The organism is Palleronia rufa (genome assembly GCF_000743715.1).
GTDB classification, from domain to species: domain Bacteria; phylum Pseudomonadota; class Alphaproteobacteria; order Rhodobacterales; family Rhodobacteraceae; genus Palleronia; species Palleronia rufa.
Genome location: NZ_JQEY01000002.1, coordinates 89,287 through 103,278 on the forward strand (window position 1 = coordinate 89,287; position 13,992 = coordinate 103,278).

Here is a 13,992-nt window from a genome sequence, read left to right on the forward strand (position 1 = left end):
TAAGTGCCGCCACCGCCCGCCACGTCACGACGGGCAGTCCGGACGAAAGTTCGCTGGCTGACCTCAAGAATTTCTTCGAAAAAGTTCGCCTCTCAAACCGCTGAAATCCAACCGGGTTTCAGCGGTTTCTCTTTGTGCTGAGCCCGCCAAGGCCGCCGCACCAACGAATTTTCGCCGGTCCCGGTCACTCGGGCCGCGTGCCCGTCCACCTGGACGAAGGCGAAACTTCATGGAGCGTTTCCACCCCATTTGCGACGCGCGCTCGCGCGTCTCCCGCAACATCATCATCCGGGCCGAACGACTTGCTCGATCAGGTTCGGTCCCCGGCATGGACGCCGAGGACACCAAGCAGGACCTGCGTCTGCACCTCTATCGCCGGGATGACAGGTTCGACCCCTCCCGCGGTCAGTACGACACGTTCGCAGACCGCGTTCTCGCGAACCGCATCGCCACGCTGGCCGCGCCGACCGAACGCCTTCGGGCCGAGCGGGCGTGGGTCGACTTCGAGACTCCGTCCGAGGGTCGCGGCGATGGCGAGACGCTGCCGCTCGCGGAAACCCTGCCTGACAGTGTGGCGCTGCACGCCGCCGTCGCGCGCGCACCGGACGAGGCGTTCGGGCTGGTCCGCGATGTCCGGCGCCTTCTCGCGGGGCTGACACCGACCTGCAGGGATGTCGCGCTGGCGCTGATCGACATGTCGCCGACGGAGGCAGCCGAGGCCCTCGGGATCCATCGCAGCACAGTCTACGCCCGGCTCGGCACGATCCGGAAGGCGGCCGAGGCGCTTGATCTAGCCGCATATCTCGGCGCCGCTCCGACAGTCTCGGATGCCCGCCGGCAGGTGACAACAGGACCGGCGATGACCCGGTTCCACCAAGTTTCATGCCGGGCCCTCGGAGGAATGCGACACCCCCACGCGGGGAAACACTCCGACCGCAAGCTCCAGGGCGGCGTCAGGCCCGGCAGCAGTCTTCCCGACGATCCCTGGACACCAACCGACGAAAACACGGAGCATCACCATGTTCACGACTTCCCCCCTGAAACGCCTGCGCCAGTCGAGCTGGATGGAGGCGATCCCCGACACGGTCAACGTTCCGGCCCTGTCTGAGAGGCCGAACCGCGCGGTGCCGATCGAGCGCGCCACTGTGGACGACATCGAGTTCTCGCTTGTCGCCCTGGCGCGGCAGCAGTCCGAGCTTTGGGCCGGCAAGTGAGGCGCGGGATGATCGAACGCTCTCCCCCCACGCTGTCGGTCGGGGCGCAATGCCGCCTGCTGTCGATCTCGCGGTCGTCGTTCTACGACGCGCCGCTGGGCGAGACCGCGATGAACCAGAGACTGATGCAGCTCATCGACCGGCAGTTCCCGGAAACCCCGTTCTTCGCGGTCCGACCGATGACCTGGCACCTGAGGAACGGGGGCCATGCCGTGAACGTGAAGCGCATCCGGCGGCTGATGGGGCTCATGGTGAAGGGGACCGTGGCCCCAGTGGGGCCGCGAAAGCCCCGGAACGATGCCGATCTATCAAAAGCCCAACACCGGCAAGCCCGCGAAGGGGCACAGGACCTACCCCTGCCTGCTGGGTGGGCTGCGGGTCGATCGGGCCAACCAAGTCTGGTGCGCCGACATCACCCATCTGCCGATGCGGCGTGGGTTCCTCTACCTGGTCGCGGTCATGGACCGGTCCACCCGCAAGGCGCTGGCTTGGCGCATCTCGGACACGCTCGAGGCCGACTTCTGCGTCGTAGGATGAAGCAGTCCGTCGCTTCGGCCCGCCGGAGATCATAAACACAGACCCGGGTTTGCAGTTCACGTCTTTCGCTTGAACCGACGGGCTGAAACGGATCGGCACCTGGATCTCGATGGACGGCAAAGGCCGGTGTCTCGACAACATCTCCATCGAACGACGAGACCTTGTCCGGTTGCCCCTCGGGGCGCCATCGGTTCAGTCCCGATAGGCGACGGTCCGAGGACAACGGTCGCGTGGCGCAGCTCAAATACGAACCTGGCTCACGCACGCGCCGTGATCGTCGCCCGGGCAGCAGACCACGACACGGAGCGCCCGCAACCGGCGTTGCATTGCCGGACCCCGGCCGATTGCGCGCAGACCCCGACCACCGCAATCGCCCGCCCCGCCGCGCGCGATGAAAGCTCCGCGCGTCGGGCGATTGCTCAAACTGCGCCGATCGGCGTAAACACCAACCGGGCTCAAATGGCGGCTGGATGAATGTTCAGTGGCAGGTCATAGTCAAACAACGCCGGAGGAGTGGCAGAGTGGTCGATTGCACCGGTCTTGAAAACCGGCGTGCGCGAAAGCGCACCGTGGGTTCGAATCCCACCTCCTCCGCCACCCACCATTCGCAAACCCGAGATGAGGTCCCTGACGGGGCCTTTTTTCTTTTTGGTTCAAAGGGGTTTAGCGAGGCCATCCGACTTACGGAGACTGGGGTTTCGGCCGAAATCGGTCTCCGAACGCCCCGCGTCTCTTTCCACCCGCCCTTCACCCTAATCGAGACGCATTCAAAAATGTGCGTCTTTTCAGTTGCTTGCCGAAAATAGGTTGCGCCGCAGTTGAAGCGGGCTCGACCGCTATCAATGCGAACAGAGACACCCGAAGGCGGCGTGGTTGTGCGCGTTGGTGCGAACGATCACGAGAAGTCTCTGATGACAAAGAGACTTTCCGCTCATAGCCTGGCGGCATGTCGACCGTGCCCTGGACAGATAAAGAAAACGACCTGATCGTCGCAGATTACTTTGCGATGCTGGCCGATGACATCGCTGGGCACCGCTACAACAAGGCCGAGCATCGACGGGCGCTTATGCCATTGTTGAAAGATCGGTCCGAGGGATCGGTCGAGTTCAAACATCAGAACATCAGCGCCGTGCTGAAGGGGCTCGGTGAGGACTGGATCCCGGGCTACAAGCCAGCGTTCAATTTCCAGATGACACTGGTTGATGCCGTGGCGCGCTGGCTGGCGTTGAACCCGGCGTGGCTCGGCCGCCGTTCGGGTGCAGGAGCGCCGACCGGCCTGGCCGAAGCCGCGCCAATCTGGATCGGGCCGCCGCCCACGTTGTCGAACCAGCCGCCGCCGCAGGAGCTGGAGCAGATGCTGCACATCGCCCGAATATTCGATGTCGCGGCGAGAGACGAGCGGAACCGCACGCTCGGCCGTGCCGGTGAGGAGCGCGTCCTGGCGCACGAACGTGCAGCCCTCAAATCAGCGGGCCGCGAGGACCTTGCGCGTAGGGTTCGGTGGGTGTCAGAAGAGGATGGCGATGGTGCTTGACCTGCCCCCCGGAAGTCACCTCACCATGATGTAGAGTCTGCCAACCTGAAGGAGCAGACGAGATGAGGAAAAGCCGTTTCACCGAGGCGCAGATTATCGGGATGATCAAAGAGCAGGAGGCTGGCTTGCCGACCGCTGAGCTTTGCCGGAAGCATGGGCTGAGCCCGGCGACGTTCTACAAGCTGAAGGCCAAGTATGGCGGGATGGACCTGTCCGATGCCAAACGCCTGAAGCAGCTTGAGGAGGAGAACGCGAAGCTGAAGCGCCTGGTGGCAGATGTCATGCTGGACAATGTCGTTCTGAAGGATTTGTTGGGAAAGCCCTGACGACGCCGATGCAACGGCGGGACGCAGTGCTGCGGGCGATGAAGGGGCATCCGATCTCTCAGCGCCGGGCCTGCGTCCTGATCGGTGTCGATCCGAAGACCGTGCGGCGGGAACGCCCGCCGGACAACCCGGAGATCCGTCTGGAAATGAATAAGATCGCCGAGAAGCGGCGGCGGTTCGGCTACCGGCGCATTGGTGTCATGCTGGAGCGCAAGGGCATGGTGATGAACGAGAAGAAGCTCTACCGGATCTACCGGGAAGAGGGACTGTCGGTTCGGCGTAGACGCGGGCGCAAGCGGGCGCGGGGCAGTCGCACACCGATGCCTGTGCCGCTGCGCCCGAACCAGCGCTGGTCGTTGGACTTCCTGTCCGACACGTTCGGGGCCTGCCGGAAGTTCCGCATCCTGGCCGTCAACGATGACTGTTGTCGCGAAAACCTCGGCCTGATCGCAGACACCAGCATCTCCGGTGCGCGGGTCGCGCGGGAATTGGACGCGCTGGTCAGGATTTACGGAAAACCGGCGTGTATTGTCTCTGACAATGGCACCGAGTTCACCAGCAAGGCGATCCTGAAATGGGCGAACGACAACAAGGTCGAGTGGCACTACATCGACCCCGGCAAACCGCAGCAGAACGGCTACATCGAGTCATTCAACGGCAGCCTGCGTGACGAGTGCCTGAACGAGGAGATCTTCGACAGCCTGGATGATGCCAGACGGAAGCTGGGCCTGTGGCGCTACGATTACAACAATGTCAGGCCGCATTCTTCGCTGGGGAACCAGACCCCGGCCGAAGCGCGCCGGGCGCTTGAGCAATCTGAGGGCTCCGCGCCCGGCGCGCTTGCCCAGCCCGAAACCGACGTCTATCAACCCAAAGGACTCTCGTTATGAACGAGGGACGACCGGGGGGCAGGTCATGCTGGCTACGATATCGCCAGCTTCGCGCCGGACGGACGCTCGCGCCTGATCGAGGTGAAGACGACGAATGGCTGGGAACGCACACCTTTCCACATCAGCCGGAACGAACTGGCTGTGGCAGAGGAGCGGTGCGCGGAATGGTCCCTGTTCCGGCTCTGGAATTTCGCACGCGAGCCGAAGGCGTTTGAGCTACATCCACCGCTGGACGCGCATGTCTCGCTGACCGCGACGTCCTTTCAGGCGAGTTTTCATTGATAGCGAAGCGGGAGACGGACCTGTTAATTGCGGCCTGTCGCGCGTTGGCGCTTTTTACTCTTCAGGACTCCTGATCCAACCGCCCCTGATCTGTTCGTCGAACACTTCAGGAATTCGTTCTTTAATCTCCGCTATCAGAGGCCGCATGGCTTTCCAAGCTTCAGTAGCTAGCCTATTCACTTCATTAATCTCATCTTGGTGGTGCGGGGTTACATTCATTTCATCGAACTGGTTGGCTGGAATGACGGATTGCAGCATCACAGATCCAAACTGCTCCGGTGACGAGTGCATTCCAAAATAGTCGACAAAGGCCTTCAGGCGCTCGAAGAAGTCCAAGTATTTTTTCTGGACCCGACCGTCCTGGAAATGTGCAATTCCGAGCTCAGTTTCGCTGACCAATAGTGACGCTTCAGTCAGAAACCTGGGGTGGATGCCACGATGGTAGTCGTGATCTTTCAAAAGCTCTCGGAAATTCCAAGTTCCATACGCAAAAATCTCTCGGCCAAACCGGATATCATTTGGCGTAGATGCTCGATAGATAACCTCTTCGCTCAGTTTAAACTCGGTAAATGCCCAGACGACCACCGCAACACCAAAAGCGAAAAACGGCTCAGGCTCAAACTGCCACGTCCCGCCGGGCCACAAGAACCAAACGAGCATTGCAATGGCTGCTAGGCCCGCGCCGATTCGTGCGAATGTCTGATAGTATCTGCCCATGAGACATGAAATGATCTGGCCTGATGCACTTCGTCAAGTAGCGTGCATCCGACACTACTGAGTACGGCCGGTCGACCAGCTCTTTGGCAGTTCCACGAACTATCGTGGGTCACAGCATTAGCCTACTTCACAGACGGAGTAAGTTCACAGAACGCTTGGTTTTCTTTTTCTAGAAAACCCGCTCTGCCTGCTCCCCCCACGGTTCTGCCGCTAGAAAACACAGATCGTAAAGACTGACCGCCGACGCCTCCCGCCCGCAGGTCAACAGCTTCAGCACCTCGGGGGCGAGATACGCGAGCCGCAGCTGCCGGCTGACATGGCGCTCGGCCAGACCGACAGCCTCAGCCAGTTCTTGGATCGTGGCGAACTCCCCTGCCTCCATGCGCCGCCGCCAAGCCCATGCCCGGCCGATGGCGCGAAGGATGTGGGGATCCTGTGCCTGATCCGCACTCGGGCCATGGTCAGCGGGCGGCAGGATCTTCGGTCGCCCGTTTTTCTTCCGCACTTTGAGAGGGATCAGAATGCGGATGGTGTCATTGGAATTGGTCATTCGGCGGCCTCTATCTCGCGCGGGGCGAACATCTCGCGGATGACCCCGGCGATGCCTTCGCGCCGGATATCGACCTCGAGCCCCGCGGCAGTCACCGTGATGCGTCGAACGAGGAGCTGAACAATCCGGCCTTGCTCGACTGGAAAGAGTTGGGCCCAGAGTGTGTCGAACTCGTGCAGCGCGCCCAACGCGTCGGCTTCTGAAATATTGGCGGTTTTGGTTTTGAGCGCCGACAACACCTGCGTGACGACCTCTGGCGTTTGCAGGATCCGTCGGATTTCAGTCACCACCACCTTTTCGACCATCCCGGCAGCCAGCCGCGTGGGCGCGGTCTCGTCGCCGGTATCTCGGTTCCGGATCACGTCCATGGACACGTAGTAGCGGTAGAGTTTCGAGCCTTTCTTCGTGGTGGTGGGCGTCATTGCCGCGCCGGTTTCCGAGAAGATCAGCCCTTTGAGCAGCGCCGGTGTCTGCGCGCGGGTGTTGTTGGCGCGTTTGCGGGGGCTCTCCTGCAGGATGGCGTGGGCGCGATCCCAGAGGTCGGCGTCAATGATGGCATCATGCTCGCCGGGGTATGCAGTACCCTTGTGGACAGCTTCACCGCGATAAACGCGGTTCTTGAGCAATCGGTAGAGATAACCTTTGTCGATCAGCGTCCCCTGCTTGTTGCGGGCCTCTTCGCGGCGGAGCTCTCGCGCCAGAATCGTGGCGGATCCAAGTTCGACGAAGCGCTCAAATATCCGCCTTACCTGCGCCGCCTCGTTCTCGTTCACGAGAAGCTTGCGGTCGACGACATCGTACCCGAGGGGGACGTAGCCGCCCATCCACATTCCCTTTTTCCGCGAGGCGGCGACCTTGTCCCGGATCCGCTCTGCCGTTACCTCCCGCTCGAACTGCGCGAAGCTGAGCAGGATGTTCAGAGTGAGCCGTCCCATCGATGTTGTCGTATTGAAGGACTGGGTCACCGACACGAAAGTGACGCCATGCCGGTCGAAAAGCTCGACCAACTTCGAAAAATCCATCAGGGCGCGGCTGAGGCGGTCGATCTTGTAGACCACGATCACATCAACGAGGCCGTCTTCTACATCGGCAATCAGCTGTTTCAACGCAGGGCGTTCCAGTGTGCCGCCGGAGAACCCGCCGTCGTCGTAGCGCTCGCGCAGGCAGGCCCAGCCCTCAGATCGCTGACTGGCGATGTAGGCCTCGCAGGCCTCGCGCTGTGCATCGAGGCTGTTGAACTCCATATCGAGCCCCTCTTCGGACGACTTGCGGGTATAGATCGCACAGCGCAAACGGCGATTTGGGCGCGTGTTGCTGTCCATGGTCAAATCTCCCGGGAACGGGTCTGTAGCCCGAAGAAGCGATAGCCGTTCCACCGCGTGCCAGTAATTTCGCGAGCGATGCCGGAGAGCGATTTATACTTGCGGCCCTGCCAATCGAACCCGTCTTTCAAAACGGTCACCGTATGCTCGACGCCGTTCCATTCGCGGATGAGCTGCGTGCCCGGGACGGGATTGCGAGGATCCGTGATCTGATGCTTGCGGCGCGCGATCCCTTCGACCTCGTCAGCGAGCAGATCGAGCATCCGCCGGGTTTCCCGATCCGGCCCGCCGTAGGTCACTTCCTGAATGCGATAGGCGAGCCTGCCCTCCAGAAATGCGCGGCTGTTATTGGGCGCTGAGCTCCCCATCAGGGTTTCCCACTCAGCTTTCAATTCCTTGACGGACAGGGTTTTCAACGCGGCCAGACGCGACAGGACCGTTTGGTCCAGGCTGGCATCCTGGCCCGGTGTGGGTGGTATTATCTTATTGTGATGCTTCATCAATTCCTCCGATACGGATACGTTTCCTGCGACGACCACCGCTCTTTCGGGGCGGTAAGTCCACGAAACGGTCTCCGGGTTCGGCAGATAAAGAACTGGACTCCTCGGCCAGAACACGCACCAGGCCACCAGCGAGGATGCGGCCGATTGCTTCGATGCGCGCCTCAGCCGACATGCGCTCAGGGCATAGGGGATTGGGCCCGGAAATCGGGCCTTCTGAATCAGATGTCATGGCGACTTTTCGCGATTGAGATGATGCCGTAATCGTATCGCGAAATCATAAAAATACAAGTAAATCAATAATTTACGGCAGGATTCGACCTGTGCGAAGAACCGCGTAAAATTGCGTATGCGCTTTGTCAGTTCATTGGCCGTCCTAACCGGGCCTCACGGCGAATCACCGCCCGGAACCGCCCATGAATTTGTCGAACGTATCGACGGTAGCTTCTTCCTCGAGCTCGGCCATCTCCCAACGCGAGGGCGCCTGGTCGGGATAGAGGAGCAATGAGATCGACATTTCATTGCCCGGCGAGAACACCGTCATCTCGCGGACCGGTTCGTTGCCTAGCCAGACCCCGGCCGGATGCTCAACGCCGTGGCGACCTGTGTCCCAATCGACTTCTCGCGCCGCCAATGATGCTGCTGGCAATTCCGTCACGATTTGGCGTGCCCGGTAGAAGATCCCGGACTTCAACAACGGTTCGCTGGACCACGCCCAGTCGATGAAGCCTTCCTTGCCAACCACGATCATCGCGCGCTTATCGGTGATCGTCATCCATTTCAGGATCGCGGCTGTGAGCGACACGGCATATCGATCTGCGAGTTCGGTCATCACGTTGATGTCGACGATCCGTCCTTTGATCTGTTCGCGGAAATCGTCGAACGGCATCAGCAGGTAGGAGGCGAAGGTGTTTGCCTCCCCCTCGATCTTGTTCCGGGCCTCATCCCAATCGGCCATGTTACGGCTGGTGCATTCCAGCCCACGCGGGTTGGCGTTTCGGTGGAGGAGGTAGTGCCCCAGCTCATGGGCCAGCGTGAAGTTGCGCCGCCCCGACGACCGGATGGTCTCGTTGTAAATAATGCCCCACTCGCCGGAGCCGCTAGGATGCGGCATCAGCATGCCTTCGACGCCCTTGGACAGCGCAAGCCCCTTCACGATGGTGATCGGCGCGTCTGGAAACACCTGACGCGAGAAATCCTGCGCGAGCGCGGCCACGTCGATGGGGAACCGCGGCAGCCCGTGCACCGCCTGATGCACGGACAGGATTTTCGTCAGGCGGTTGGCCCAGCTCTGAGGCGTCGTCGGCAGGCTCAATCCTTCTTCCCCCACATATCGATCATCTGGTTGATTTTCTGTTGGTCTTCGGGATCGAGCTTGCTGAACTTGCGGAAGAATGCCTCTTTCAGAACCTCGTCGCCGGGCTCCTCGCTGTCATCGAGCAGGTAATCGGTCGTGACCTCCAGTGCCTGGGCAATGCGGGTCAACTTTTCGCCGGACGGTTTTCGGGTATCACGGTTCTCGAGTTCCCAAAGATAGCTTTTGCTGGAGTCGGTCAGCGCCGCGAGTTTGTCGAGGGAGTATCCCTTCTCCTTGCGGTGGCGCTTGATCTTGGCGCCGAGGGACGTGGTCATCGTATCATCCTTGATTTCCTTGGTTGGAGGACGCTTGTTCGATATGCCGAACAAAAATGTTCCGCGCAAGTAGACCTGACGATTTGTTCGGTATATATCGAACATGATCGTATCGCATTTTCGCGATTCTGTCGTCCTCCTCCCTCCCAGGCTTAGAAAGGCCACGTCATGACAGCGATTGCTTCCTTCCTCCGCAAAACCCCGATTCCCCGGCTGCAGGACTATTTTACCGCAGGCGGCTTCACCTCCCTTCCTCCGGTCGACTGGACCAAACCCGAGCCGGAGGTTGTCGAGCCTTTGATCAAGGCAGTCGACGACATGGACGAGGCTGAAAAGCAGCGCGTCATCCTTGACGCTGGGCGCGTTGCGGCCCTCGCAGATGAGCCCGGGCAGAATGCCTTGCAGAATGTCGTGCTGGATCGCGCGACGTTCGACACGCTCGAGGGCCCCAACAATCGATCACTCTGGGTGTTCTTGAACGAGGCAGACCGGTTCCGGCTGGCCGAAGAGGTCCGCTACAACGACGAGCGTCGGCGCGGTCGGTCCTGGAGCGGCTTCGGTGTCGATGAAGGTCTGGATGTGAAGAATGATCCGATCTCGATTGCTGCCTTCACTGCCGCGATCCGTGAACGGTTCGAAACACCCAATGTGCATGTCGACATCTTCGATCGCCACCGGGTGATCCTCGACGGTGAAGAATGCGAACTCGTTCAGGTGGCCGTCTACCGCGAAGGCCGCCCCGAGGACATGTTGGGTTTCGATGCCAACAGCACGTTGGCGCGGCGGATCGTCAAACCGGTGTTCGAGGCTGCATTGACCTATGAGGCGGCGACCGGCGTGATCGAGGTCGTGGCCAAGACGCGCGAGGATCGCATGGATCTGACGCGTTTCATGGCGCGTGATCTGCTCGGCATTGCCATTGACGAAAAGCAACAGCTGCCGCTGCGGGAATATGATCTCAGCATGCTCGCGCAGCCGTTCGATTTTCCGACCGATCCGGCAGACGGGATCGCCGGCGTGACCGTCAAGGAACTGCGGTTGATGGATCTCGGGGATGCGAAGGAACGCATCACGCTGGAGTCCATGTCAGGCGCTGACCGGACAATCTGGCAGATGGCCGAGCATCGCATTGGTCTGGACATCGGCGGAGGTACTTTCGCCCACGGGGTTACCGGTGAGGTGCCGGAATGGGTGATCACGCGGGCGCGTTTCACGATCAAGTTCCACCCCGGTCCCTCGGGCGGGCGCGGCAAATCTCTGTCGCTGACCGTGACCATGCCGCATGGCTGCAACCTGAAAGACATGACGCCGCAAGAGCGCCTGATCGGCGAGAAGTACCTGCGGCTCTGGGGCATCCTGAAAGACGACACCGACGAAGGCGACGTCCTTGAGTAAGCGTGCGATCGATCTTCTGCTGCGGGCCATGGAAGCCCGCAGCGCGTCTCTTCAGGTATCGGCGCTGCACCAGGTCTCGCGCGCTGCGACAGACGCATTGTTGAAGGCCAACCTGCTGGTTCCGAACGGGCATGTCCCGGTCGTTGCGGGTATGGATGACTACGAAGATGAGCCGTTTGAGGCGATCTGGTCGGCCGAGCTGAAATCATTCGGCTATCACGACAGCATTGGCCGATGGATCACTGTGACCGATCAGGACATCGCGGCATGCAGGGTCGACTGTGGTCTGGCCCTCGCCAAGATGCTGGTGGCGTTCGAGCGTGCCGGGCCCTCCCGTCCGACACCTTTGATTGCCGATCTCATCTGGGATGTGGGCACCATCAAGCTTGCCGGCGCCAAGGCCCCGGTGCCCGTCTGGTTCGCCCGGCGACTCATTGATCCGCGTGTCTGGGCGCAGCTTGAGGCGCTGATTGCACGCAAGCCGCCGCACGAAATCCGCATCATCCTGACATCGACGGCCGGTGGGCGTATCCCGGAGACCTCCCAGAAGCGAAATCACTTCATCAGTGTTGCGGATGTCGCAAGTGATCCGACCAAGCTAGCGATCTCACCGCAGGTCCTGGGGGCAAGGGTCTTCCCCGGGCAGGCGCAGCGACGGTTTCCTATCGATCACTCTGACGATTACGGCATCGTCTGGCTACGCGGCGAAACCCTCACCTTTGGCAGCGATAAACAGCGGCAACTCTTGGGGCTGTTGTTTGACGCCTATTGGTCAGGTTCGCCTGTGTGCCGGACGGCGGTCGTCCTTTTCGAGGCGGGCTACGGGGACAGCACGAACGCGTTCTCCAAGGTATTCAGCGGTCGCGACGACTGGCGTTCCTTCATCAAATACGCCGACGGAAATTGTTGGATCGAGCCCTGACGTGACCAGACATCGCCGTTTCAAAGGCCGTCCAGCAGGGCGGCCTTTTGCTTTTTGTCACCTTCCTACCGGCTTCCCTACCATTGCCCTCCCTCAGCCCTACCGCCCCCTCCGCGATGTTGGTCCCGCAACTGTTCGCACAATCCCCAAGGAGGTTCACATGGCGACAAGGCACCTTTCCCAGATCGAGCTGGCGGCTCGCTGGAACATTTCGCACCGGACGCTGGAGCGCTGGCGGTGGACGGGCGAAGGCCCGAAATTCATCAAGCTCGGCGGCCGCGTGATCTACCGCCTCGAAGATGTCGAGGCGTTCGAGGCCGAGCAGATCCGCGGCGCAGACGGCGAACCCCATCGCCCGATGTCGGCGTAAGGGGGCTGCAATGACGATCCCTAACCACATCACACTCGCGGATGTTCCCGCCATGCCCGTCGGCGAGATCGCTGCGCTTTCCGCTGATCAACTGGCGCTGCTGCAAGAGGCGGCACAGCAAGACCTTCAGCGGGCCAAGATGGTGTCCGACTGGCTCGAAGGCGCGATCGCCTTGAAGTACGCCGACCGCGCCCATGACAACCGCCAGGAGGCGGGCAAGGACACCGGCACGATCCGGTTAGAGGATGACGGCGTCACAGTGATCGCTGACCTGCCAAAACGCATCGATTGGGATCAGCGCGCGCTGGCAGAACTGGCCGAAACCATCGCCGCATCGGGCGAAAACCCGGCCGAGTTCATCGAAACCACGCTGAAGGTTTCGGAACGCAAATACGCCGCGCTGCCGGAGAGCTGGCGCAAGGGCTTCGAGCCCGCGCGCACGGTCCGCACCGGCAAGCCCAAGTTTCGCCTGATGCTGAACGAGGAGGTGCGCTGATGGCCATTTCTCTCGCTTCCCTGCGCACAGCATCGGTGCTTCAGCCGCCGCGCATCCTGATCCACGGCGTGGCCGGGGTCGGCAAATCCACCTTCGCGGCCGATGCTGACCGGCCTGTCTTCCTCATGACCGAGGATGGTCTTGGCAAATTGCAGGTCCCGCATTTTCCGTTGGCGACGGGCTATGCCGACGTGTCGGAAGCGCTCGACGCCTTGCTGGATGAAGACCACGACTATGGCACAGTCGTCATCGACAGCGTCGACTGGTTGGAGCCGCTGATCTGGGCCGAGGCCTGCAAACGCAACGGCTGGGCCTCCATCGAGACGCCGGGCTTCGGCAAGGGCTATGCCGAGGCACTGACCATCTGGCGTGAGTATCTCGACAAGCTCAACGTGCTGCGGGACCGCAAGGGCATGGTGGTCATCCAGATCGCCCATACCGACATCAAGCGTTTCGACAGCCCCGAGCACGAACCCTACGACCGCTATGTGATCAAGCTGCAGACCCGCGCCTCGGCGCTGCTGCAGGAGCATTCGGACGTGGTGCTCTTCGCCAACTATCAGATCTCGGTTGCGAAATCCGATGTCGGCTTCAACAAGAAGGTAACCCGGGCGCTCGGGTCCGGTGCGCGCGTCATGCACACCGAAGAGCGCCCCGCCTTTCTCGCCAAGAACCGTTACGGCCTGCCGGACACCCTGCCGCTTGCGTGGTCGGAGTTCCTCGCAGCCATGCCGCAGCCTGAATAATCCAGAAAGGACAATACCATGGCACGTTTCGATACGTCCTTCGACGCGACCGGCGTCGAGCCCACCACCGCCTACGAGGTCCTTCCCGCAGGCAAGTACCGCGCCCAGATCGTCGAAAGCGAGATGCGCGTGACCCGCAATGGGATGGGCCAATTCCTGTGGTTGATGCTCGATATCCTGGAGGGCGAACACAAGGGTCGGAAGATCTTTGACCAGCTTAACCTGGTGAACCCGAACCCGACTACAGTGGAAATCGCGCAGCGGACGTTGTCGGCGATCTGTCACGCCACCGGCAAGATGCAGGTCAGTGACAGCGAGGAGCTGCATCTCATCCCGATGACCATTCAGGTGACGGTCAAACCGCCCAAGAACGGCTACGGCGAGAGCAACGGCATTCGCTACCTGCTGCCCGAGCCCGGACCGGCGGCCCAGCAAGCTGCAACACCGCCCAATGGCGGGAGCGCTTCTACGCCGCCGCCGAAAATGGCCTCCGCGCCCTGGAACAAGAAGGGCTGAGCCTTCGCGCTGCCCTGCGCCCTGACTGTCGGGGCAGCGCGCA

16 protein-coding genes, 1 tRNA gene and 3 pseudogenes are annotated in these 13,992 nt (G+C 61.2%); 14 read left to right on the plus strand and 6 right to left on the minus strand.

Annotated elements, in window-relative coordinates:
- Nucleotides 1–229: 229 nt before the first annotated feature.
- From KW83_RS04495 to KW83_RS04525, 8 genes and pseudogenes are all read left to right on the plus strand, one after another.
- Nucleotides 230–1,108: a sigma-70 family RNA polymerase sigma factor gene (locus KW83_RS04495; RefSeq protein ID WP_036175272.1), complete on the plus strand. Its 879-nt coding sequence runs from the start codon at nucleotides 230–232 to the stop codon at nucleotides 1,106–1,108.
- Nucleotides 1,065–1,214, plus strand: coding sequence for a hypothetical protein (locus tag KW83_RS20885; RefSeq protein WP_161785452.1), 150 nt, complete (start codon nucleotides 1,065–1,067; stop codon nucleotides 1,212–1,214). Before KW83_RS04495 ends, KW83_RS20885 begins: the two co-directional genes overlap by 44 nt.
- A 297-nt stretch (nucleotides 1,215–1,511) precedes the next feature.
- The gene (locus KW83_RS19630; RefSeq protein ID WP_081904465.1) at nucleotides 1,512–1,751 is read left to right on the plus strand and encodes a DDE-type integrase/transposase/recombinase; all 240 of its coding nucleotides are present in this window, start codon (nucleotides 1,512–1,514) and stop codon (nucleotides 1,749–1,751) included.
- Nucleotides 1,752–2,000: 249 nt separating this feature from the next.
- A pseudogene (locus KW83_RS19635) lies at nucleotides 2,001–2,225 on the plus strand (IS3 family transposase); the annotation flags it as partial.
- 33 nt (nucleotides 2,226–2,258) lie between these two features.
- A tRNA-Ser gene (locus KW83_RS04505) sits at nucleotides 2,259–2,348 on the plus strand.
- A 349-nt stretch (nucleotides 2,349–2,697) separates the two neighbouring features.
- Nucleotides 2,698–3,282 (plus strand): annotated as a pseudogene (locus KW83_RS04510) (DUF3883 domain-containing protein); the annotation flags it as partial.
- Nucleotides 3,283–3,347: 65 nt separating this feature from the next.
- Nucleotides 3,348–4,501, plus strand: a protein-coding gene (locus KW83_RS04520; RefSeq protein WP_152563476.1) for an IS3 family transposase whose coding sequence is annotated in 2 segments (ribosomal slippage) — nucleotides 3,348–3,597 and nucleotides 3,597–4,501 — 1,155 coding nt in all. Because the reading frame shifts where the segments join, the coding sequence is not laid out codon by codon here.
- 15 nt (nucleotides 4,502–4,516) lie between these two features.
- Nucleotides 4,517–4,783 (plus strand): annotated as a pseudogene (locus KW83_RS04525) (DUF3883 domain-containing protein); the annotation flags it as partial.
- A 54-nt stretch (nucleotides 4,784–4,837) separates the two neighbouring features.
- Here KW83_RS04525 and KW83_RS04530 read toward each other — a convergent pair.
- The 6 genes from KW83_RS04530 to KW83_RS04555 all read right to left on the minus strand — a co-directional run bounded on the left by KW83_RS04530 (nucleotide 4,838) and on the right by KW83_RS04555 (nucleotide 9,504).
- On the minus strand, nucleotides 4,838–5,443 hold the full coding sequence (locus tag KW83_RS04530) for a hypothetical protein (RefSeq protein WP_161785453.1): 606 nt from the start codon (nucleotides 5,441–5,443) through the stop codon (nucleotides 4,838–4,840).
- A gap of 226 nt (nucleotides 5,444–5,669) precedes the next feature.
- Nucleotides 5,670–6,050, minus strand: coding sequence for a hypothetical protein (locus KW83_RS04535; protein ID WP_036175291.1), 381 nt, complete (start codon nucleotides 6,048–6,050; stop codon nucleotides 5,670–5,672).
- Nucleotides 6,047–7,372, minus strand: coding sequence for a recombinase family protein (locus tag KW83_RS04540; RefSeq protein ID WP_036175294.1), 1,326 nt, complete (start codon nucleotides 7,370–7,372; stop codon nucleotides 6,047–6,049). Before KW83_RS04540 ends, KW83_RS04535 begins: the two co-directional genes overlap by 4 nt.
- 2 nt (nucleotides 7,373–7,374) lie before the next feature.
- Nucleotides 7,375–7,872: a DUF2924 domain-containing protein gene (locus KW83_RS04545; RefSeq protein ID WP_081904466.1), complete on the minus strand. Its 498-nt coding sequence runs from the start codon at nucleotides 7,870–7,872 to the stop codon at nucleotides 7,375–7,377.
- Nucleotides 7,873–8,269: 397 nt separating this feature from the next.
- Complete coding sequence (locus tag KW83_RS04550) at nucleotides 8,270–9,187, minus strand: ImmA/IrrE family metallo-endopeptidase (protein WP_036175297.1); 918 nt, start codon at nucleotides 9,185–9,187, stop codon at nucleotides 8,270–8,272.
- Nucleotides 9,184–9,504, minus strand: a complete 321-nt coding sequence (locus tag KW83_RS04555) for a helix-turn-helix domain-containing protein (protein ID WP_036175300.1) — start codon at nucleotides 9,502–9,504, stop codon at nucleotides 9,184–9,186. The genes KW83_RS04550 and KW83_RS04555 overlap by 4 nt, the downstream gene beginning before the upstream one ends.
- Nucleotides 9,505–9,672: 168 nt before the next feature.
- On the opposite strand from KW83_RS04555, the gene KW83_RS04560 reads away from it, so the two are divergent.
- The 6 genes from KW83_RS04560 (at nucleotide 9,673) to KW83_RS04585 (ending at nucleotide 13,949) form a co-directional block, all read left to right on the plus strand.
- Complete coding sequence (locus tag KW83_RS04560; protein WP_036175303.1) at nucleotides 9,673–10,899, plus strand: hypothetical protein; 1,227 nt, start codon at nucleotides 9,673–9,675, stop codon at nucleotides 10,897–10,899.
- Nucleotides 10,892–11,821 carry a hypothetical protein gene (locus tag KW83_RS04565; RefSeq protein ID WP_036175306.1) on the plus strand — a complete coding sequence of 310 codons (930 nt, stop codon included), beginning with the start codon at nucleotides 10,892–10,894 and terminating at the stop codon, nucleotides 11,819–11,821. Before KW83_RS04560 ends, KW83_RS04565 begins: the two co-directional genes overlap by 8 nt.
- Before the next feature lie 160 nt (nucleotides 11,822–11,981).
- Nucleotides 11,982–12,191 (plus strand): helix-turn-helix transcriptional regulator, encoded by a 210-nt coding sequence (locus KW83_RS04570; RefSeq protein WP_036175309.1) that lies wholly within the window; start codon nucleotides 11,982–11,984, stop codon nucleotides 12,189–12,191.
- A 10-nt stretch (nucleotides 12,192–12,201) separates the two neighbouring features.
- The gene (locus KW83_RS04575) at nucleotides 12,202–12,687 is read left to right on the plus strand and encodes a hypothetical protein (protein ID WP_036175312.1); all 486 of its coding nucleotides are present in this window, start codon (nucleotides 12,202–12,204) and stop codon (nucleotides 12,685–12,687) included.
- Nucleotides 12,687–13,433 (plus strand): ATP-binding protein, encoded by a 747-nt coding sequence (locus KW83_RS04580; protein ID WP_036175315.1) that lies wholly within the window; start codon nucleotides 12,687–12,689, stop codon nucleotides 13,431–13,433. Before KW83_RS04575 ends, KW83_RS04580 begins: the two co-directional genes overlap by 1 nt.
- Before the next feature lie 18 nt (nucleotides 13,434–13,451).
- Complete coding sequence (locus KW83_RS04585; RefSeq protein ID WP_036175318.1) at nucleotides 13,452–13,949, plus strand: DUF669 domain-containing protein; 498 nt, start codon at nucleotides 13,452–13,454, stop codon at nucleotides 13,947–13,949.
- Nucleotides 13,950–13,992 lie beyond the last annotated feature (43 nt).